The sequence below is a fragment of the Shewanella sp. VB17 genome (genome assembly GCF_013248905.1).
GTDB lineage: Bacteria > Pseudomonadota > Gammaproteobacteria > Enterobacterales > Shewanellaceae > Shewanella.
Map to the genome: position 1 here is coordinate 3,513,463 of NZ_JABRVS010000001.1, position 20,552 is coordinate 3,534,014.

18 protein-coding genes, 2 pseudogenes and 1 other annotated feature are annotated in these 20,552 nt (G+C 42.8%); of the genes and pseudogenes, 14 read left to right on the forward strand and 6 right to left on the reverse strand.

Annotated elements, in window-relative coordinates; genetic code table 11:
• Window positions 1–92: 92 nt before the first annotated feature.
• Window positions 93–962 (reverse strand): 23S rRNA pseudouridine(2605) synthase RluB, encoded by an 870-nt coding sequence (gene rluB / locus HQQ94_RS15110; RefSeq protein ID WP_173295194.1) that lies wholly within the window; start codon window positions 960–962, stop codon window positions 93–95.
• 940 nt (window positions 963–1,902) lie between these two features.
• Here rluB and HQQ94_RS15115 point away from each other — a divergent pair.
• The 8 genes and pseudogenes from HQQ94_RS15115 (at window position 1,903) to HQQ94_RS15150 (ending at window position 7,782) form a co-directional block, all read left to right on the forward strand.
• On the forward strand, window positions 1,903–2,172 hold the full coding sequence (locus HQQ94_RS15115) for a DUF1778 domain-containing protein (protein WP_173295195.1): 270 nt from the start codon (window positions 1,903–1,905) through the stop codon (window positions 2,170–2,172).
• Complete coding sequence (locus HQQ94_RS15120; protein WP_173295196.1) at window positions 2,169–2,702, forward strand: GNAT family N-acetyltransferase; 534 nt, start codon at window positions 2,169–2,171, stop codon at window positions 2,700–2,702. Before HQQ94_RS15115 ends, HQQ94_RS15120 begins: the two co-directional genes overlap by 4 nt.
• A 406-nt stretch (window positions 2,703–3,108) precedes the next feature.
• Window positions 3,109–3,549: pseudogene (locus HQQ94_RS15125) on the forward strand (IS5 family transposase); the annotation flags it as partial.
• 199 nt (window positions 3,550–3,748) lie between these two features.
• Window positions 3,749–4,636: an IS982 family transposase gene (locus HQQ94_RS15130; RefSeq protein ID WP_173294116.1), complete on the forward strand. Its 888-nt coding sequence runs from the start codon at window positions 3,749–3,751 to the stop codon at window positions 4,634–4,636.
• A gap of 30 nt (window positions 4,637–4,666) precedes the next feature.
• Window positions 4,667–4,870: a hypothetical protein gene (locus HQQ94_RS15135; RefSeq protein WP_173295197.1), complete on the forward strand. Its 204-nt coding sequence runs from the start codon at window positions 4,667–4,669 to the stop codon at window positions 4,868–4,870.
• A gap of 115 nt (window positions 4,871–4,985) precedes the next feature.
• Window positions 4,986–5,345: a VOC family protein gene (locus HQQ94_RS15140; protein ID WP_173295198.1), complete on the forward strand. Its 360-nt coding sequence runs from the start codon at window positions 4,986–4,988 to the stop codon at window positions 5,343–5,345.
• Window positions 5,346–5,902: 557 nt separating this feature from the next.
• A pseudogene (locus HQQ94_RS15145) lies at window positions 5,903–6,539 on the forward strand (transposase); the annotation flags it as partial.
• A gap of 220 nt (window positions 6,540–6,759) precedes the next feature.
• Complete coding sequence (locus HQQ94_RS15150; RefSeq protein WP_173295199.1) at window positions 6,760–7,782, forward strand: transposase; 1,023 nt, start codon at window positions 6,760–6,762, stop codon at window positions 7,780–7,782.
• 906 nt (window positions 7,783–8,688) lie between these two features.
• Here HQQ94_RS15150 and scpB read toward each other — a convergent pair.
• The 4 genes from scpB to HQQ94_RS15170 all read right to left on the reverse strand — a co-directional run bounded on the left by scpB (window position 8,689) and on the right by HQQ94_RS15170 (window position 11,847).
• Window positions 8,689–9,357 (reverse strand): SMC-Scp complex subunit ScpB, encoded by a 669-nt coding sequence (gene scpB / locus HQQ94_RS15155; RefSeq protein WP_173295200.1) that lies wholly within the window; start codon window positions 9,355–9,357, stop codon window positions 8,689–8,691.
• 68 nt (window positions 9,358–9,425) lie between these two features.
• The gene (locus HQQ94_RS15160) at window positions 9,426–10,214 is read right to left on the reverse strand and encodes a ScpA family protein (protein WP_173295201.1); all 789 of its coding nucleotides are present in this window, start codon (window positions 10,212–10,214) and stop codon (window positions 9,426–9,428) included.
• 78 nt (window positions 10,215–10,292) lie between these two features.
• Window positions 10,293–10,913 (reverse strand): L-threonylcarbamoyladenylate synthase, encoded by a 621-nt coding sequence (locus HQQ94_RS15165; protein WP_173295202.1) that lies wholly within the window; start codon window positions 10,911–10,913, stop codon window positions 10,293–10,295.
• A 70-nt stretch (window positions 10,914–10,983) separates the two neighbouring features.
• Complete coding sequence (locus tag HQQ94_RS15170) at window positions 10,984–11,847, reverse strand: PHP domain-containing protein (RefSeq protein WP_173295203.1); 864 nt, start codon at window positions 11,845–11,847, stop codon at window positions 10,984–10,986.
• 265 nt (window positions 11,848–12,112) lie between these two features.
• Window positions 12,113–12,221: a sequence feature (Trp leader region), on the forward strand.
• 81 nt (window positions 12,222–12,302) lie between these two features.
• Between HQQ94_RS15170 and HQQ94_RS15175 the strand changes: the two genes are divergently transcribed.
• The 6 genes from HQQ94_RS15175 to trpA all read left to right on the forward strand — a co-directional run bounded on the left by HQQ94_RS15175 (window position 12,303) and on the right by trpA (window position 19,082).
• Window positions 12,303–13,862 (forward strand): anthranilate synthase component 1, encoded by a 1,560-nt coding sequence (locus HQQ94_RS15175; RefSeq protein WP_173295204.1) that lies wholly within the window; start codon window positions 12,303–12,305, stop codon window positions 13,860–13,862.
• On the forward strand, window positions 13,859–14,461 hold the full coding sequence (locus HQQ94_RS15180; RefSeq protein WP_173295205.1) for an aminodeoxychorismate/anthranilate synthase component II: 603 nt from the start codon (window positions 13,859–13,861) through the stop codon (window positions 14,459–14,461). Before HQQ94_RS15175 ends, HQQ94_RS15180 begins: the two co-directional genes overlap by 4 nt.
• Window positions 14,461–15,519, forward strand: a complete 1,059-nt coding sequence (trpD, locus tag HQQ94_RS15185) for an anthranilate phosphoribosyltransferase (RefSeq protein ID WP_254304072.1) — start codon at window positions 14,461–14,463, stop codon at window positions 15,517–15,519. Before HQQ94_RS15180 ends, trpD begins: the two co-directional genes overlap by 1 nt.
• Window positions 15,520–15,529: 10 nt before the next feature.
• On the forward strand, window positions 15,530–16,966 hold the full coding sequence (trpCF, locus tag HQQ94_RS15190; RefSeq protein ID WP_173296671.1) for a bifunctional indole-3-glycerol-phosphate synthase TrpC/phosphoribosylanthranilate isomerase TrpF: 1,437 nt from the start codon (window positions 15,530–15,532) through the stop codon (window positions 16,964–16,966).
• Window positions 16,967–17,071: 105 nt separating this feature from the next.
• Window positions 17,072–18,286, forward strand: a complete 1,215-nt coding sequence (trpB, locus tag HQQ94_RS15195; protein WP_173295206.1) for a tryptophan synthase subunit beta — start codon at window positions 17,072–17,074, stop codon at window positions 18,284–18,286.
• Entirely contained in the window at window positions 18,279–19,082 is an 804-nt protein-coding gene (gene trpA, locus HQQ94_RS15200; RefSeq protein ID WP_173295207.1) for a tryptophan synthase subunit alpha, read from the forward strand. The genes trpB and trpA overlap by 8 nt, the downstream gene beginning before the upstream one ends.
• Before the next feature lie 297 nt (window positions 19,083–19,379).
• Here trpA and HQQ94_RS15205 read toward each other — a convergent pair whose 3' ends face one another.
• Window positions 19,380–20,549, reverse strand: coding sequence for an HD-GYP domain-containing protein (locus HQQ94_RS15205; protein WP_173295208.1), 1,170 nt, complete (start codon window positions 20,547–20,549; stop codon window positions 19,380–19,382).
• Window positions 20,550–20,552: the final 3 nt, after the last annotated feature.

Here is a 20,552-nt window from a genome sequence, read left to right on the forward strand (position 1 = left end):
CGTTTTCTCATCGTAAATGGCTAAAAAAAGACACAAAAAAAGGCCGCTTTAGCGACCTTTTAATCATGACGTTTCAACTTAAAAATGCATGATTAACTACTGCGTTGGCGTGTATTTTTACTGGCATTGGATTTATGCTTATTAACAGCACGTTTAATCTTAGCGCTCTTAACTTTAGCACGGGCAACACTGTGCTTGTCAGTGCCCAACATAGTGCGGTTTTCATTATCTAACCCAGCGGTTTTTCTTAAATAATTGACCTGCTCTAGCTCCAACTCAACCCAACCTCCACGAGGCAGTGACTTTGGCAGCTCAATCGTACCGTAACGGATCCGAATAAGGCGGCTGACTTGGACTTCTTGAGACTCCCATAAACGGCGTACTTCACGATTACGGCCTTCAGCCAGTGTCACATGCCACCACTTATTCATGCCTTCACCACCCGCAGCCTTAACTTTATCAAAATGGGCTGGGCCATCTTCTAACGTCACACCTGTGCGAAGTTTTTGAATACACGCATCATTGACTTCACCAAATGTACGCACCGCATATTCACGCTCAACTTCATTAGATGGGTGCATCAAGCGGTTAGCCAGCTCTCCATCTGAGGTAAATAATAATAAACCAGAAGTATTAATATCCAGACGCCCTACAGAAACCCAACGTGAATCACGCGTTTTAGGTAGGCGATCGAACACGGTTGGACGACCTTCTGGATCTTTACGGCTGCAGATCTCACCTTCCGGCTTATGATAAGCAATCACGCGACAAATAAGATCATCTTCGGACTTAATTGAAATAGCACGTCCATCGATTCTAATTTTAACATCGCCTTCGACGCGATCACCCAAAGTGGCTATCTCACCATCTATACTAATTCGGCCTGCAGCAATCCATGCCTCCATCTCACGACGGGAGCCATGGCCTGCACGGGCCAAGACTTTCTGCAACTTTTCACTCATTAGTAAACTCTCTATTAATTTCAACCTAAAATTCAAGTAGTTAGGCTTGTTACATAAGGGCGGGATTTAGTCTGTGTATTCAATTATGTACACATAGCTAAAAATGTCTCTTGAATGGTGTTAGTTTACAGAAAATGTTTCGTATTCGCAAAGAAAGGACTAGATAGAACTTATACCTATTTATACCTGCACATTACTTTACTCAGCTTAGGCACCAATACTAGTGATTAATAAACATTTAGGAGCGATAAATTTTATCCGCAGTTCATGACGCCTCTTCGAATAAAGATTGATCACATTTTTACTCTTCAATTTGGGCTGAGTTGGTATTTAGTGGAGCGATTGGAAAACTAATCTTCATGGTTATCTATCGCCTCCAGTGGCTGCCGTGTAGGACACACCAATGTCGTGGTAACAGGATGTTATAGAACGACGTATGTGCAGCTACTTCAGTGAGACGCCGCAAGTACATCTGACCGCCACGGACGGTGGAAATGCCTAATTCCAGTATGGAACTGAATAGGCCAGTGAGCTCTACCAAAACCAATAACGTCCATGTTAAACGGCCAGTTCGACATCAATGTCTCTCGCTCATAGAGTTTCACTTTGTGAAACTTCGCCCTGTTTTGTAAGCTCGCAGCCGCAGCTACACCCTTTAAGTAAAGCAAGTGTGTTTCTTCGGTTTGGCCTTGCAGGTTAGTTTTCTGGCTTATTTTTGCCCCTTTATTCGGTAGAGTAAATACTCATTCACATGATGTTAATGTGCGTTTTCCATACTAAAAGTTATCTGAATTCAGCTCCCGACGAATTAATGCGTCTCAGTGTCGCATCGAAATAATTATTTTTTAAAATCCGTAATCTTTCCGTACAAGTTGAATGTGTTCAATGTTTGAACTATAATCTATGATGTTACGGAATATGTCCGTACACTGGAGGAGTTATGGCAACAGCACGTTTAGATATCCGTCTTGATGAAGAGATAAAAGCGAAAGCTGAAAAGGCATCAGCATTGCTTGGTCTGAAAAGTTTAACTGAATATGTAGTTAGGCTTATGGACGAAGATGCAACACACGTAATTGAAAAGCACGAAAGTATCGTGGTTCAGGATAGTGTCTTTGACGCATTTATGGCTGCTTGTGACAAAGCAAAAGCCCCAAATCAAGCTTTGTTGGAAGCTGCAAAACTCACAGATGAGAGCGGTATCAAGTGAGTTGGGGCAAAGAGTTCGTAGAACTTAGTAAATCATATCACGACCGCAACTCATTCGACTGTGGTGAGCAAGAGCTAAATACATTTATCAAAACTCAAGCAGCAAAGCATATGGAAGCAGGTATTAGTCGAACTATGATTCTACCAAGTGCTCAGCCATTGCTTAATCAGAAGTTTGCAATCTGCGCATTTTACAGTGTTGCGCCTAGCTCAATCAGTCGAGAAACCTTACCAGTGCAACTAGCAAAGAAACTTCCTCGATACCCAATTCCAGTGTTTCTTTTAGCTCAGTTAGCTGTGCATAAGGAATTTCACGGCTCTGGGCTAGGGAAAGTCAGTTTAATCCGTGCACTGAAGTACCTTTGGGAAGTTAACCACCATATGAGGGCATATGCTATTGTCGTGGACTGTCTCACTGATTCAGCACAGGCATTCTATACAAAATTTGGCTTTGAAGTATTGTGTGAACATAATGGACGCATTCGCATGTTTCTACCGATGAAAACGGTAGAAAGACTTTTTAACCAATGAGTTAATAATATAGAAAATAATAATTAGGCAGTGCTTAATCCTGAACTCGTTGTAGATCAAGGCTGTATGACAGTAAGCTAGCGCGTCCATGCTCCGGTAAGAGTTAGTAAATCCTGTTAGCTCAAAAATGCCCCTTTATCATTCTTACAGGCTAAAAGATAATCAAACCGAATAAGATTTTTTCTTTAGAAAAGCTAATCTGAAAGGTTTTTGCATAGTCTATAAAGTTATGCCTATCCTATCTTTTTCTTCCAAAACCTGATTTTGATGAGCTTCGTCAAGCTGGTTTTGGAGAGTTTATAGATATGGAATTACAAGGTATTACAAGCCTTGTTTCCTAAATCGAGGGAACCTTTTGCCGTTAGCGTGATCTGATCCCTAAAGATAGCTATACGGAAGCTGAAAAGTGGGAAAATCTAAACATAAAATAACCAATTGGTCTCAGTACAATAAGGCGTTGATTAATCGAGGCTCACTCACTTTCTGGATTGATGAGCAAGCAATTAAGTCTTGGTATTGTTGTGAACACCACGGGCGTCGTGGTCGAGGGTTCACTTACTCTGATGTTGCTATTGAAACAGCACTCGTTGTGAAAGGCGTTTTTAACTTGTCATTACGAGCACTTGAAGGATTCACCAACTCTGTATTTCAACTTATGGATGTGCCACTGACTTCACCAAGTTATAGCTGTATAAGCAAAAGAGCTAAGACTGTTGAGATCAACTATCGAGCACCGAGTCGTGGCTCTGCGGCACATGTTGTGATTGATTCAACAGGTCTGAAAGTTTATGGAGAAGGAGAATGGAAAACGCGTAAGCATGGTAAAGAAAAACGCCGTACTTGGCAAATTGAAGATTCTGAGCTTAGACTTAGCAAAATCAATAGCTCTGTGACTGAAACGATACAGTACGACGATCCTCGCACGCCCGAAACGGTAAATGGTATCGGCGCATTAAATAACCTGAACTCGGGATAAAAAATTGAACTAACAACCCTCTTTGTGATCAGAGCTCTCGACCAAGATTAATCAATCACGCAGAGGGCATATGAATAATTTAGTGGATATATTTTGTGATGTCGATGATTTTTGTACTGTGTTTATTCCTCAATGGGAACAACAATGTCTAACCGATGGTACTCGCAAGCGTAAGCGCTCTGGCAGAATGGCTATGAGTGAAATTATGACTATTATCATACTCTTCCATATCTCTAATCATCGTGATTTCAAGAACTTTTATACTGGATATTTGGCTCGTTTCTACAAATCTGACTTTCCAAACTTACTCAGTTACACTCGATTTCTCGAGGTCATGCCTAGTGCCGTTATCCCAATGTGCAGTTATTTTTCTTCTTTAAAAAGCGAACCTACAGGCATCGAGTTCGTTGATTCAACGAGCATTAAAGTCTGTCATAATTTACGAATTCCAAGACATAAAACCTTATCAGCTCTCGCTAGCCGAGGAAAAGGTACGATGGGCTGGTTCTATGGTTTTAAACTTCATCTTATTGTGAACCATCAAGGTGGTATCGTTGCAGCCAAAATAACACCAGCGAATGTGCATGACACGAAACCAGTAAAAGAGATGGTCGTTGAATCAATGGATAAACTTTATGCGGATAAAGGATATATTGGAAAAGCGTTAGCAAGCGACCTATTAGAGAGTGGAGTGACTATCATTAATAACGTGCGTAAGGATATGAAAGAAAAAGCTTTATCGCTATGGGATAGAGCCATGCTTTCTAGACGATTTATTATCGAAACAATCAATGATCAGTTAAAAAACATCTCACAAATAGAACATACACGACACCGCAGTGTACATGGTTTCATGCTTAATGTGATAGGTGGTTTAGTGGCCTATCAACTCAAAGAGAATAAGCCACAACTCAATATTACATCAGCTGAATTCAATACGATTTCAGTGTTCCGTTAAACCGATCTGAGGTTAAATAACTATGTAGGCATGTTTAGCGCAAATGCTCCAGGTTGGTCAGCAAAGGTTGTTAAAAGTGACACGGTTTCCGGCGTCACTCGTGTCACAGTCGCTTTCGGCGGAATGGGCCCTGATGGCTCTGAACAAGTTCAGCTCGGTCAGTATTTCCTAGAAAAAAACGGAGAGCTAGTATCTCGTATGGTGGGGTTTGTTGGTACTGGTGAGCAGAGTTAAATTTGTGCTTCGATTCACGCATAACAAGTCATTCAAAAGGACAAAAAGCAGTTGCTTTTTGCTTCTTCGTCACTTATTTTAACCTCTTAATGAGGCGTTAGGAGCAAAGTTAATTATGGAGAATCCATCAACGTTATTAGTCGTTCATAATCTTAATATTTCAAAAGAGTTTTATGTGAATGTTTTAGGCCTTGAATTGATGGAAGAGCATGACGATTGTTTAAAACTTAATATTGGTCATCATCTAGTGTTTATGTTCCAGAGCGGGATGGAATCAATCGAATATAAGCATGGTTATAATGCTAATTCCACCTTGGTTTTTACTGTTCAAAATTTGGATGAAAAAATTAGAGATTTGAAGTCGAAAGGGGTTGTTTTTGTGCATGAATCACCAAACCAAAATAGATGGGGACGTTATTCTGCTTTTAAAGATCCCTCCGGAATTGTCCATGAAGTAATGGAGTTTTGCACCTAATAAACGCATTTAGAACGGATACATAACAGTTTGCTGTGTTTCGCTTCGCTCAACCATTTTAGTCAACTATTATTTAGCCGCTTATGCGGGCGTTGAGTGGCCACTTTCAGGAAACATGTTTCTATTTTTAACTTACTACCAATGGCTGCCATAATATGTGAATTCAACTAAAGACAGGACAGCCAAATCTTTTGTGCTTTAGCATATCCTCTACTAGCCTTTACGTTACCTCAACTGCGTATTGTTCAGGATAACGATCATGACGTCAGCTAGAAGAACCCTCATTGATGCAGAATCAACGCCGTTTTATCACATGAAGAGAAAGATGAAAGATGGGACAGCCATATCTTTTGTGCTTTAGCATATCCTCTACTAGCCTTTAAGTTACCTCAACTACGTATTGTTCAGGATAACGATCATGACGTCAGCTAGAAGAACCCTCATTCGAAAGACGGGACAGCCATTCGAAAGACGGGACAGCCAAATCTTTTGTGCTTTAGCATATCCTCTACTAGCCTTTAAGTTACTTCAACTACGTATTGTTCAGGATAACGATCATGACGTCAGCTAGAAGAACCCTCATTGATGCAGAATCAACGCCGTTTTATCACATAATAAATCGTTGTGTAAGAAGGGCCTACCTATGTGGGGAAGATAAGCTCACTGGGAAAAGTTATGAGCATCGTCGCGGCTGGATTGTCGATAAAATCAAAGCGCTTTCGAACATATTTTGTATTGATATATGCGCCTATGTGGTAATGAACAATCACTACCATTTAGTGCTTAACATTGACATGGATAAAGCCAAGTCTTTGAGCCACCGTGAAATAATTACCCGATGGTGTCAGATTACCAAGGGCCATGATGTAGCCACTAAATACATGAATGGTGACGCTTTGATTGAAGGAGAGCGCATACTTCTTGATGGTTTACTGACTGAGTGGCACGAGCGTTTATCTAGCATATCCTGGTTTATGCGCTGCCTAAACGAAGAGATTGCCCGTAGGTCCAACCGTGAAGATGAGTGTAAAGGGGCTTTCTGGGAAGGGCGCTTTAAGTCACAAGCTCTACTTGATGAGCAAGCACTATTAGCCTGCATGATGTATGTTGATTTAAACCCTATCAGAGCAGGAATAGCCGACACACTGCAAGCTTCTGATTATACGTCGATTCAGGAGCGCATTAACGCGCTAAATACACCTGATAAACCAAATAATGATGAATCAACACTCATCCCGAGTGAGCGACTCAACCCCATTGCCAAATTTGATGGTGCAGCTCATTTAGCACCTCAATCAGGCATCCCATTTCATTTCTGTGAAATAAAGACAGGACAGCCAAATCTGTTGTGCTTTAGCATATCCTCTACTAGCCTTTACGTTACCTCAACTACGTATTGTTCAGGATAACGATCATGACGTCAGCTAGAAGAACCCTCATTGATGCAGAATCAACGCCGTTTTATCACATAATAAATCGTTGTGTAAGAAGGGCCTACCTATGTGGGGAAGATAAGCTCACTGGGAAAAGTTATGAGCATCGTCGCGGCTGGATTGTCGATAAAATCAAAGCGCTTTCGAACATATTTTGTATTGATATATGCGCCTATGCGGTAATGAACAATCACTACCATTTAGTGCTTAACATTGACATGGATAAAGCCAAGTCTTTGAGCCACCGTGAAATAATTACCCGATGGTGCCAGATTACCAAGGGCCATGATGTAGCCACTAAATACATGAATGGTGACGCTTTGATTGAAGGAGAGCGCATACTTCTTGATGGTTTACTGACTGAGTGGCACGAGCGTTTATCTAGCATATCCTGGTTTATGCGCTGCCTAAACGAAGAGATTGCCCGTAGGTCCAACCGTGAAGATGAGTGTAAAGGGGCTTTCTGGGAAGGGCGCTTTAAGTCACAAGCTCTACTTGATGAGCAAGCACTATTAGCCTGCATGATGTATGTTGATTTAAACCCTATCAGAGCAGGAATAGCCGACACACTGCAAGCTTCTGATTATACGTCGATTCAGGAGCGCATTAACGCGCTAAATACACCTGATAAACCAAATAATGATGAATCAACACTCATCCCGAGTGAGCGACTCAACCCCCTTGCCAAATTTGATGGTGCAGCTCATTTAGCACCTCAATCAGGGATCCCATTTCATTTCTGTGATTATTTACAACTTATCGATTGGACTGGCAGAGCAATTAGGCCAGACAAAAGAGGGTTCATCGACGCAAGTCGTCCTAAATTACTTGATGAACTTGGTATATCATCCGATGCCTGGATCACCTCAGCAAAAGAGTTTCGCCGCCAATACAGTGGTATTAGTGGTCGCTGGGATGCCATGTGTGCCTTCAAAAGACAGCATCACAGTGGTCAATGGTGCAAAGGTAAGGCCAGTAGCGATGCACTTCACCCCTCGCCTTAGTCGTATATTACTGAGATCGAGCAATCATCTACAAATACTTGGAAATAATTAGGGGTTCCGAATAAACCAAGGTACTTTTTCTAGTCAATGTCAGTTTAATTAGAGTCTCAGCTCTAACTAATAACTGTCCAAAATCGCGTTAGCAATCATAAAATCTCAATCGAAGAAACAAGGCTTTGTTTTTACAAAGGTGTGAACCCGGCTGTGACCTTCCGTGACAGGGAAGTCACGGCAGAGGCTATAGGGATATATTCACGCCGTGTCACTGAAGTGTTCGCACAGTTCTCGCCGAACAGGCGTTAAACACCAATGAAACTTTGGCCATCAATAAGCCAATCAAACACCCAACCTGCCCAATGAACCCAACCAAAAGATATTTAAAACTTGTTATCAGACAAATTAACTCATTTTTGTCCATAATCGAGTTAGCAACCATAAAATCTCAATCGAAGAAACCATGCTTTGCTTTACTCTTGTTGATAAGAGCAGGTGTAGATGAAGCTTCGGCCGTTGATGGCAAGGCCGTTCTGCAACATCCCTGTTATCACGGCATTTGTGAATCCATTCACATCAGATGCCATCGTCGAGCTTATAGGGAAGACTCTTATGAAATCAAGAGCCAGCGTTCCGCAGACTCTTGTCAAAGAAAAGTACACATCAGGTCGTTCTTAGGCATCCTGCCTACACGACATTGGTGCATCCCTGCACGGCACCTGCTGCAAGCAATAAACACCAATAATACTATGGTACTTAGCAAATTAATCAAACACCAAGTCTGCCCAATGAACCTAATCTAAAAGATGCTTGAAACTTGTTATCCGGCAAGTAGCTAAATCTTGTTATCCAACAAACCACCCAACTTTTATTCAAAAATTCACCACCGAATCAGGCTGGGACAAATTTAATTTATTCTTGCTCTATCTTGGGCGTATTTTCAGTCACCGCCTGACTATTTATGGTTTCATCGTGTGGATTGTCCACATTGGAGACTTCCTCTTTTAAAGCCGTATTTGAAAACAACGCCGCGAGAGACTCTGGATCTGACAAGTCAGGTAAATCTGCGAGGGTATCTAAACAAAAATAAGCTAAAAAATCGACCGTAGTGGCATACAATGCGGGTCTACCTGGTACCTCTTTATGTCCCACCACTCTAATCCACTGTCTATCTGATAGACTTTTAATGGTATGACTGCTCACGGCAACACCACGAATAAATTCGATATCACCTCGAGTAACAGGCTGACGATACGCTATGACAGCCAACACCTCTAGTGTAGCCCTTGAGTATTTGGGGGCCTTTTCCTGCCACATTAATTGTAAATACGGGCTTAATGATTCAACCGTCTGAAATCGATACCCACCAGCAACCGCAATCAATTCAATGCCTCGCCCTTGATAATCTTCTTGCAGCTCTTCAATCGCTAATTTAACCTTGGCCCTTGGTACATTGAAATTGGCCAATACTGTGTCTTTTAAGCTTTTAATCGTGACCGCTTTTCCCTGCACAAACAAGCTGGCTTCAATAAGCTGCTTAAGCTGATCGGGGTTAATCTGCTGTAATTTAGGTGCTGACAATCAATTTATCCTGGAGAGTAATAAGGTACATTTTATTATTTAATATCAATAAGCTGGATGCATAAAAATCAATACGCCTTCACATGTATAGTGGAAAATGGCTCTGTCTGTATTAAATCAACTAAGCGTTCCTTAACCAATTCCATCAAGGCTAAGAAACTGACCACCGCTCCTTTTCGACCTTCTTTTACGTTAAAAAGTGCTTCAAATGGTAAATAATTTTCACCATTTAACAAGGCAAGTATCTGCGTCATTCGTTCACGGGTCGATAAAACTTCACGTTGAACATGGTGATTCTCAGTGGCTGCAATCCTTTGTAATACAAAAGAAAAAGCTCTTGTCATATCCACCAACGACACTTGCGGGGGTAATAAAACAGGTTTAATACTGGGTGCTGGAACCACTTTAGCTTGAAACACATCTCGCTCTAGCCGAGTCAAAGCATCGAGTGCTTGTTGCGCTTCTTTAATCACTTCATAGGCTTGTAATTGGCGGATCAACTGAGCCCGAGGATCCTCTTCATCTTCAATGTCATTTTTAGGGCGTGGCAGCAGTAAACGAGATTTTATCTCTGCCAGTGTCGCTGCCATCACCAGATAATCCGCAGCTAACTCCACTCTTACACCTTGAAGTAGTTCTATGTACTCTAAATATTGCTCTGTCACAGGCCAGATAGATAATTCAACGACATCTAATTTTTGTTTACGGATCAAATATAAAAGCAGATCTAACGGTCCTTCAAATGATTCAAGAAAGACCTCCAAAGCTTCTGGCGGGATAAAAAGATCGGCCGGGAATTGCTTCATCGGCTCGCCTTTTATCATAGCCAAAGGCAAGATTTTTTGAGTTCCCTGCAATCCACAATCTCCAGCTTAAACAGTAAAAAGGTGACAATTTATCATCCACATAAACAAATTAACGCGTTACATCACACCTTAAAAAAACGCGCTTGTATCACCCGCCCCTTCACGGAGGATCTCAATGTCACCATCAGACAGATCAATGACTGTCGTTTGCTTTTGTCCTAAATAACCACCATGAATAATCACATCAACTTGATGCTCTAAAATATCACGAATATGTTCAGGATCGGATTCGGCAAACTCTTCATTAGGTAAAATCAAACTGGTCGACATCAAAGGCTCATCAAGGGCCCCAAGCAAAGCTAGCGCAATCACGTTATCAGGCACCCTGATCCCTATTGTTTTTTTCTTTGGATTTTGCAATCGTTTCGGTACTTCTTTACTGGCCTTAAAGATAAAAGTAAAAGGACCCGGCGTATTATGTTTAAGCACCCTATACGCTTGATTATCCACTTTGGCATAAGTAGACAGCTCGGACTGATCACGGCACATTAATGAAAAATTATGATCATTATCTATCTGCCTGATCCGTGCAATACGACTCATCGCCTCTTTTTCACCCAGTAAACACCCTAAGGCATAGCCTGAGTCTGTAGGATAAACAATCACCCCTCCATTTTTAATCGCATTGACTGCTTGGCTGATTAAACGAGCCTGGGGATTCTCTTCATGAACATAAAAAAACTGACTCATCTCAATTCCATCCATCACCCTCGGTCAAATTTTCCGACGGTAAGTTATTATTTAGTCTGAATTAAAGTGGCTAGACGTTGGCCACAGGCCAATTGTCTGTCTGCCATACCCAATTAACACCTGGAGGTTGATACATACTTTTCCCTAATTCAGTCCAGCTTCCAGGAAAGTGGAAATCACTGCCCAAGGATGCCGATAACTCATGTTGTAAGCTCAAGCTAATTAAGAAGTTTCTCGCCTCTACTGTTTGCTGACTGAGCACCACTTCCATCGCATCACCACCGGCTTCTTTAAACTCACGCACTAAGCGCTTAACCCATTTTGTCGATAATTTATACCCACTTGGGTGAGCCAATACTGCTAGCCCGCCCGCTTGATGGATCACCTCAATAACCGTGGCAAGTTCAGACCAATTATTAGGCACATATCCAGTCTTCCCCTGTGCTAAATATTTTTTAAACACATTCGCCATGCTAGTCGCATAACCTTTATCGGCCAACCAACGAGCATAATGACCTCGACTCAATGCTGCATCACCTGCCATCGATTTAGCGCCTTGATAGGCTCCTTCTATCCCAGCTTTAGCAAGACGAACACCGATCTCCTTGGCTCGACGCTCTCGCAAATCACGTTGATGAATCAAAAAATCATCAAAAGTAGTATCATTAAGATCAATGTTTAAGGCCACAATATGAATATCATGGTTATGCCAACGACTTGATATTTCAACACCATTAATCAACACGAGTGGAGTTTCATGGCCATTATTATGGGCATGAGCCTCAGCTAAACCTGCCGTGGTATCATGGTCGGTGATCGCAAACATTTGCACGCCATGGCTAATGGCTCTTTCTATCAGCTCTGAGGGAGTCAATAAGCCGTCAGAGGCTGTTGTGTGGCTGTGTAGATCGGCCAATATTATTTCATCTGTCATCTGTCCATTCTACTTGAGTTTATGCCCAAAAGGGGAATTAACATTAACAGAGGGTTAATTTTATCATGCCACCCGCTTCATTTTTATGACATGTCTAAGGTACCAACGTAAAAATAGGGCAAATATAGCAAATAATAAAAAGATTCAATTGACATCATTGACTCGCAAATGTTTTCATAGGGTATCGGAGACAAAACAGGCTCCACTTTTTATTACATGTTTTTTAAATAAGGTTCTCATGAACGTATTTTCTCAAGCACAAAACATTCATTGGTGGTGGCACTTCCCAACTTAGCGGGTAGTGTGGAACTCTGTGCTCATGTAAAAGAGACAAGATTCAACAAAAAGCCCGCATAGTTTGCGGGCTTTTTTGTACTTGATATTTAATACCAAAAAATCAATAAAGCTCTAACACTCTATTGCGATAAAAGACAATAAGATAAGCGAGACATTAGATGAAACTAGCTCACGTGATGACGAATAAGGAGAAGATCACCTACCATGCTGATCCTCTCCACTTATACCAGCAACTCACTCAAAATGCGTCACATACCCTGCTACTCGAATCGGCTGAGATTGATAGCAAGGACCACCTAAAAAGTCTAGTGATGACCCACGCGGCCATGATGATACGCTGTGATGGCTATCGACTCACCTTTACAGCATTAACCGATAATGGCGAACAACTGCTAACGCCAATACAAAATTACTTCGTTGATGCTCACAGCGAACGCAGGGAACAAACACTCACGCTGACATTAGTCAAACAAGATGGCATGCTAGATGAAGATGCTAGACTGAAATCGGTTTCCCCTCTTGATGGTCTTCGCGCTTTAGTTAACGAAATCGGTTACGGGGAGACACCGGTATTTGAAGATCTCTTTTTAGGTGGCGTACTCGCCTATGACTTAATTGATACCGTCGAGCCACTGCCCACCGTTCCTCAAACTGAAAACACGTGCCCTGATTACCTGTTTTATCTCGCCGAAACATTAATTTTGATCGATCATCAACAGCAACAAGCCGACATTGTTTCTCACCTCTTTTACACTGATAAGTTACCAGCGTCCTCAACTCAGCAAATCCAATTATCACAACGGGTAAAAAGCCTACAGGCTCAAGCTGAACACATTTCAGCTATCGCTCCCCTCGTGCCTGTTGCAGCTGATATTGACGTCAACATCAGTGATGATGCATTTAAACAAACGGTATTGGATTTACAATCACATATTGTGGCGGGTGACATTTTTCAAGTGGTGCCATCACGTAGCTTTAGCCTCCCTTGCCCTAACACAATAGGTGCATATCGTGCCTTGCGCTTAACCAACCCTAGCCCTTATATGTTCTACTTCAGAGGTGAAGACTTTACTCTATTTGGTGCTTCACCTGAAAGTGCATTAAAATATGAAGCACACACTAATCAAGTAGAAATTTACCCCATTGCAGGCACACGACAACGCGGAAAAAATACCGATGGAGAGATTGATTTTGATCTCGATAGCCGTATTGAACTTGAACTTAGATTGGATAAAAAAGAACTGTCAGAGCACTTGATGTTGGTTGATTTAGCCCGTAATGATGTGGCTCGGATCAGCCAAAGTGGCACTCGAAAAGTCGCTGAATTATTAAAAGTCGACCGCTATTCTCATGTCATGCACTTAGTCAGTCGAGTCACAGGGCAGCTAAGAAACGATCTTGATGCGCTCCATGCCTACCAAGCTTGCATGAACATGGGCACATTAACCGGCGCCCCTAAGGTCAGTGCAGCACAATTAATCCGAGGGGCTGAACAGAGCCGTCGTGGCAGTTACGGCGGTGCTGTTGGCTATCTCAACGGGCTAGGTGATATGGATACCTGTATTGTTATCCGCTCTGCGTTTGTTAAAAATGATATCGCCTATATTCAAGCGGGAGCCGGTGTAGTCTTTGATTCCGACCCACAAGCTGAAGCCGATGAGACTCGGCAAAAAGCGCAAGCCGTTATTTCTGCCATCAAAATGGGAGGTGGCCTATGAAGTTATATCTATTGGACAATTTCGATTCATTCACCTATAACTTGGTCGATCAATTCAGAAGCTTAGGTTATGATGTCGTGATCTACCGGAACGATATCGATGCCACATTTATCGCCAATAAATTACTTAATGAAACCGATAAAGCGGCCCTAGTACTCTCACCAGGACCCGGTGCTCCCCATGAAGCAGGCTGCCTCATGGAGCTGATTAGCCTTGTGGCAGGTAAAGTGCCGATGCTAGGCATTTGCCTCGGTCATCAGGCTATGATTGAGCATTATGGCGGCAAAGTTGAACGAGCCCCCCAAGTGGTTCACGGCAAAGCCAGTCTCACTTATCACCAAGAAAATGGCATATTTAACCATCTTGTTTCACCTTTACCTGTTGCTCGCTACCACAGTTTAGTGGCGACTGAGATCCCAGAGTGCTTAGCCGTCATCGCCACGACAGAATCGATGCCGATGGCGATATCTCACAAAACACACAAGTCAATCGGCTTTCAGTTTCATCCGGAATCCATTCTCACTACATTAGGCAGCCAACTGCTGATTCAGACGTTAAACGAATTAACAGGCATAGAGCGTCATCAAGGGGGTCATTAATGAGCCAATCGATGCAAGAAAATAGAGAGCTGCAACCGTTATTGGATAAACTCTATTCAGGACAATCAGCCACACGAATTGAAGCTAAACAATTGGTCAGTAGTATCATCACTGGTGAAATGAGTGAAGTGGCTATGGCAGGTATGCTGATTGCTATGAAGATGCGCGGTGAAACCATTGATGAAATCTCCGGTGCTGCCGATGCCCTTCGCCTCGCGGCTAAACCGTTTCCTTCGGTCAATAATAAGACGCGTAAACACGGTATCACTGACATTGTCGGGACGGGGGGGGACGGGCATAACACCATCAATATCTCCACGACCGCCGCTTTTATTGCAGCCGCATCTGGCGCTAACGTGGCAAAGCATGGCAACCGCAGTGTCTCAAGCAAATCAGGATCATCTGATCTGTTGGCACAATTAGGTATCGACTTAACCATGGCACCAGAAATGGCACGTGATTGCTTAGATAAATTCGGCCTCTGCTTTCTATTTGCTCCTCATTATCATGGTGGAGTACGCCACGCTGTTCCCGTGCGACAAGCATTGAAAACGCGCACCTTATTTAATGTGCTTGGGCCACTCATCAATCCATCACACCCAGACACCATCTTGTTAGGTGTATACAGTGCAGCGCTAGTGCAACCCATCGCCGAAGTCTTAAAAGCCTTAGGTATGAAGCGAGCCATGGTGGTCCATGGTAGTGGTCTTGATGAAGTGGCAATACACGGTGACACCTTAGTGTGTGAACTCAACAACAATGAAATCACGCAATACACCTTAACCCCTGAGACATTAGGCGTCGTACGAGATCAATTAACAGCTTTAGAGGGGGGGACACCTGAAGAAAATGCCGCATTCACGCGTGCTATTTTGCAAGGAAAGGGTCAATCAGCTCATCAACACGCGGTGGCCGTTAATGCCGGGTGCGCCCTGTACATAGCAGGCGTCTGTGATAGCCCAAAATCAGGCACTGTGTTGGCACTAGACACTATCACCAACGGTAAAGCATACTCACTACTTGAGCAGCTCGCTAACGCCAGCACTGCTGCCAAATAATATCTCAGGAATGACAGTGAAGCATACATCTACAGAAAAAATTAGCAATGTGTTAACCAAAATTGTCGACACCAAAGCAGCGCATATTGCCGCCCTTAAAATACGCTTCCCAGAGGAGAGTTTGGCACCACAGATTTCAGACAGAAGCTTATTTAATGCGTTAAAAGCCCCCAATGCAGGTTTTATTTTCGAATGTAAAAAAGCCAGCCCGTCTAAAGGGCTTATACGTGAAAAATTTGATGTCGAAGCCATTGCCGATGTCTACAACCATTACGCCGCTGGTATTTCCGTGCTTACCGATGAGCAATTTTTCCAAGGTCATATGGATTACATTCCTCTAGTACGTGCACGAGTCAAACAGCCCATATTATGTAAAGATTTTTTTGTCGACACCTATCAAGTAAAATTGGCAGCTCATCAAGGTGCTGACGCGATTTTGTTAATGTTGTCGGTGCTCGACGATGAACAATACCGAGCGCTTGCCTTAGAAGCTGAAAAATACCACTTAGACATGCTCACTGAAGTGAGTAACGAAGCTGAACTCCAACGCGCCATTGACTTAAATGCCACGATTATTGGGATCAATAACCGTAATCTACGTGATTTATCAACAGATTTAACCACCACAGAGGCATTAGCGCCTCGTATTCCAGCCGATCGGGTGGTGATCAGTGAATCAGGGATATACAATCAAGCCCAAGTTCGTCGCTTAAGCCCATTAGTCGATGGCTTTCTTGTGGGCAGTTCTTTAATGGCGGAAGCCGATTTAGATCTTGCCTGTCGAACCTTGACCTTAGGCCATAACAAGGTGTGTGGTATGACGCGCAGTGAAGATATTGCCGCCGCTGCAAATGCGGGCGCCATCTACGCAGGACTTATTTTCTACCCTAAATCACCACGTTCCGTCACGACAGAACAAGCAATCACACTGGTCGAACAACATAGAAAAACGGGCCCAAATATTAAATTCGTTGGCGTGTTTGTCAACGAAGCGCCTGAGGTTATTGCCAAGATAGCAAAAACACTCGATCTGTTCGCTGTTCAACTTCATGGCAGTGAATCAGAACATGACATAGAGCAAGTACGCAGCGCATTAAGCGCACTGTCTAGTCACGTGTTAATCTGGAAAGCCGTTGCAGTCAACGCGGATAAAGAGCAAGAAGAGGTAAACGTACCTACCAATGTCGACCGCATTATTTTTGATAGTAAAAGCACCCAATCTGGTTCACTTCAATTTGGTGGAACTGGCCTGACTTTCAATTGGCAACAAACATTACCAAACAAACCTGAGTCTCTATTAGCAGGTGGCTTAACGGCAGAATTAGCAGCAGCTGCAAGCTCTCAGGGATTTTACGGCTTGGATTTTAACTCAGGCTTAGAAAGCGCTCCAGGGCTTAAAGACAGTGCCAAAATAAAGGCCACCTTCGCCGCGCTTAGGCAGTATTAACACAACAAAATTTTTGATTTAAAACTTATGCCGGCAACGGCTCCTACATAACGCCATACATTGATAGCATTCACATGCTGAAACTGTGTGTTAGAGGACATGGATATGACCAAGCTTGACCCTTATTTCGGTGAATATGGTGGCATGTATGTGCCACAGATTTTAATGCCGGCACTGAAACAATTAGAAACTGCTTTCCTTGAAGCACAAGCAAGCGACACATTTAAAGCTGAGTTTAGTGATCTACTCAACAACTATGCAGGCCGCCCTACTGCCTTAACACTGACGCGTAATTTAAGCCCCAACCCATTGGTTAAAATTTACCTTAAGCGTGAAGACCTACTTCATGGCGGCGCACACAAAACTAACCAAGTATTAGGCCAAGCATTACTTGCTAAACGTATGGGTAAAAAAGAAATTATTGCCGAAACGGGTGCAGGTCAACACGGCGTTGCGACCGCCCTTGCATGTGCACTGCTCAATCTTAAGTGTAAGGTATACATGGGGGCTAAGGATATCGAACGTCAATCGCCCAACGTCTTTAGAATGAAACTGATGGGCGCTGAAGTTATCCCGGTCACATCGGGTTCTGGTACGCTAAAAGATGCGTGTAATGAAGCGATGCGAGATTGGTCTGGTAGCTATGACAAGGCGCATTACCTGCTTGGCACTGCAGCAGGTCCGCACCCTTTCCCGACTATCGTTCGTGAATTCCAACGCATGATTGGCGCTGAAACTAAGCAACAAATTCTAGCACGCGAAGGCAAATTACCTGATGCTGTGATTGCCTGTGTTGGCGGGGGATCTAATGCTATCGGTATGTTCGCCGATTTTATTGAAGAAGAGTCCGTTAAGCTGATAGGTGTTGAACCCGCAGGATTGGGCATAGACACTCCCATGCATGGTGCGCCACTGAAACATGGTAAAACCGGCATTTTTTTTGGGATGAAAGCGCCATTGATGCAAGACCAAGAAGGACAAATTGAAGAGTCATATTCTATTTCAGCGGGTCTTGATTTCCCTTCAGTCGGTCCCCAACATGCCCATTTAGCCGCAACAGGCCGTGCCACCTATGAGTCAGCAACCGACGATGAAGCCTTAGCTGCCTTTGAGCTACTCGCGAAATGTGAAGGTATTATTCCGGCCTTGGAATCTGCTCATGCCATCGCCTATGCCGTTAAGCTGGCAAAAGAAGCCACCAAGGAAACCCTATTAGTGGTTAATTTGTCAGGCCGTGGCGATAAAGATATTTTTACCGTAGCGGATATTCTTGCAGCAAAATCGGTACAAAAAACAACACAGGAGAGTGGCAATGAGTAAGCGTTACCAGGCAACTTTTGCCGCATTAAAAAATAAAAATCAAGGCGCATTTGTCCCCTTTGTCACCTTAGGCGATCCAAGCCCAGCACTTTCATTAAACATTATCGATTGTTTAATCGACAATGGCGCAGATGCTCTGGAACTCGGATTTCCCTTTTCCGATCCACTCGCCGATGGCCCGGTGATCCAAGGAGCAAACCTGCGTTCACTCGCAGCGGGTACCACACCTACTCAATGTTTTGAAATGCTAACAAGTATTCGCGCTAAGTACCCTGATTTGCCTATCGGATTACTGCTTTATGCGAACTTGGTCTACGCCAATGGCATCGATACCTTTTACGCTAAGGCTCAAGCTGCTGGTGTCGATTCTGTATTGATCGCCGATGTTCCTGTTGAGGAGTCAGCCCCTTTTATCAAATCAGCCAAAGCACATGGTATTGCCCCTATCTTTATTGCGCCACCCAATGCCGACGATGATACGCTCAAACTGGTCAGTGACAAAGGTGAAGGTTACACTTACCTCTTATCACGTGCTGGTGTGACTGGCACAGAGTCCAAAGCAGGTATGCCTATTAATGACATTTTATCTAGCCTAAACCAGTTTAACGCAGCTCCTCCGCTACTTGGTTTTGGTATTGCCGAACCTGCTCAGGTTAAAGAAGCGATTGATGCAGGCGCTGCAGGGGTCATTTCTGGATCGGCCGTTGTCAAAATTATCGAAGCAAATAAAGATAATGAAACAGAACTATTGACTAAGCTGGGTGAGTTTACTCGTAAGATGAAAGCTGCGACCTAATGTTTAACCAAAAAAATAGCGCCTAAATGGCGCTATTTTTTTATTAGTGCCATCGCCAATTATTAACTTAACCTGAACTAGGGATAACGAGTGTCAGATACGTTTGACTTTTTAATTTAAATCAACAGGTTAAATTCCACCTGATTATTATTAACCCACTTACTTAATGCCGACATTTTTGTCGATATCAAGACGGGATTTCGTACGTAATAGCTGGCTATGACTAGAAAGCACAACAAAGATAGGGGCCAAAATAGCGATATTAAGCGGCACAGCTTAACCCGAGCTCAGGTTAACTTATCCTTCACGGGCTAAAAATTCAATGATCTGCTCCATATTCAAGTCAAAATCATCGGCTCTGACACATTTGACTATGTGCTCGGTTTGCATTGCGGACAAATCAATATACTCTGTCATTTCAAAATGATTGGGCTTTAAATGATAAAACACTTTCACCTTTGGGCGAATAGGATCTTGTACATTATGACTCTCTACAATGGCTAATCTATCCGAATCAAGTTGCACTAACGCCCCTATAGGATAAACCCCCATGCATTGAATAAAGCTATCAACTAGGTTTTCATCCAATTGGTTATCTTGCGCCAAGGCCCGTAAAATACTAAACGCTTTAACCTGAGAATAGCCCGTTTTATAACAACGACTCGAGGTCAGTGCATCAAAAATATCACAGATAGAGATCATCCGGCCATACATGGAAATACCATCCGCTTTAATGCCGTTAGGGTACCCTTTACCGTCTAGTTTTTCATGATGTAAAGCGGCAACTTCAAGGCTTAATGCACTAACACCCGGTGTATTTTTAATCGTTGTAATAGAATGAGCTGCATGGCTTTTCATGATTGCAAACTCTTGTTCTGTCAACTTGCCTGGTTTATTTAATACCGAATCTGGCACAAAAATTTTACCCACATCATGCAAAAAAGCCCCTATCGCTAATTGACTAACAATGTCTCTATCCAACTTCATGTGGAAAGCAAACATGGTTATCAATACGGAAACAGCCACTGAATGCTCTAATAGGTATTCATCTTTATTCCTGATACTCAATACACACGTCAGTGCATCAGGGTTTTTAAAGATAATATCAATAGACTCATCGGTGACTTTACTGACAGATTTAACATCTAAGGTATTGCCATTTTTTGCTGCTGCAAATAATTTTTTCTGAATATTTTTAGATTCATCAAATATCAGCTTAGCTTTAGCAATTTGTTCGGTAAATGACGGCGCGTTATTTTCAATAATCGGGGCAAGGACAATGGCAGACTCTTTGGTTTTACTCATATCGATTAAAAGACGCTGTACACCTTTATTTCTTAATCCCTCAATGACGCTTTCACTCTCTAGCCAGGTTGCTTTAGTCAGATGAAATTGTCCTTTCGGATAAGTAATGTCCAAAACATACATACCAACACGTACATTAGCAATATCTTGCTCAACGATCATAGT

Bases quoted from the DNA above. Each gene is read 5' to 3' on its own strand.
- rluB (WP_173295194.1), bottom strand. From the start codon at position 962: ATGAGTGAAAAGTTGCAGAAAGTCTTGGCCCGTGCAGGCCATGGCTCC.
- HQQ94_RS15115 (WP_173295195.1), top strand. From the start codon at position 1,903: ATGGCAACAGCACGTTTAGATATCCGTCTTGATGAAGAGATAAAAGCG.
- HQQ94_RS15130 (WP_173294116.1), top strand. From the start codon at position 3,749: ATGAATAATTTAGTGGATATATTTTGTGATGTCGATGATTTTTGTACT.
- HQQ94_RS15135 (WP_173295197.1), top strand. From the start codon at position 4,667: ATGTTTAGCGCAAATGCTCCAGGTTGGTCAGCAAAGGTTGTTAAAAGT.
- HQQ94_RS15140 (WP_173295198.1), top strand. From the start codon at position 4,986: ATGGAGAATCCATCAACGTTATTAGTCGTTCATAATCTTAATATTTCA.
- HQQ94_RS15150 (WP_173295199.1), top strand. From the start codon at position 6,760: ATGACGTCAGCTAGAAGAACCCTCATTGATGCAGAATCAACGCCGTTT.
- HQQ94_RS15165 (WP_173295202.1), bottom strand. From the start codon at position 10,913: ATGAGTCAGTTTTTTTATGTTCATGAAGAGAATCCCCAGGCTCGTTTA.
- HQQ94_RS15170 (WP_173295203.1), bottom strand. From the start codon at position 11,847: ATGACAGATGAAATAATATTGGCCGATCTACACAGCCACACAACAGCC.
- HQQ94_RS15175 (WP_173295204.1), top strand. From the start codon at position 12,303: ATGAAACTAGCTCACGTGATGACGAATAAGGAGAAGATCACCTACCAT.
- HQQ94_RS15180 (WP_173295205.1), top strand. From the start codon at position 13,859: ATGAAGTTATATCTATTGGACAATTTCGATTCATTCACCTATAACTTG.
- trpD (WP_254304072.1), top strand. From the start codon at position 14,461: ATGAGCCAATCGATGCAAGAAAATAGAGAGCTGCAACCGTTATTGGAT.
- trpCF (WP_173296671.1), top strand. From the start codon at position 15,530: ATGACAGTGAAGCATACATCTACAGAAAAAATTAGCAATGTGTTAACC.
- trpB (WP_173295206.1), top strand. From the start codon at position 17,072: ATGACCAAGCTTGACCCTTATTTCGGTGAATATGGTGGCATGTATGTG.
- trpA (WP_173295207.1), top strand. From the start codon at position 18,279: ATGAGTAAGCGTTACCAGGCAACTTTTGCCGCATTAAAAAATAAAAAT.
- HQQ94_RS15205 (WP_173295208.1), bottom strand. From the start codon at position 20,549: ATGATCGTTGAGCAAGATATTGCTAATGTACGTGTTGGTATGTATGTT.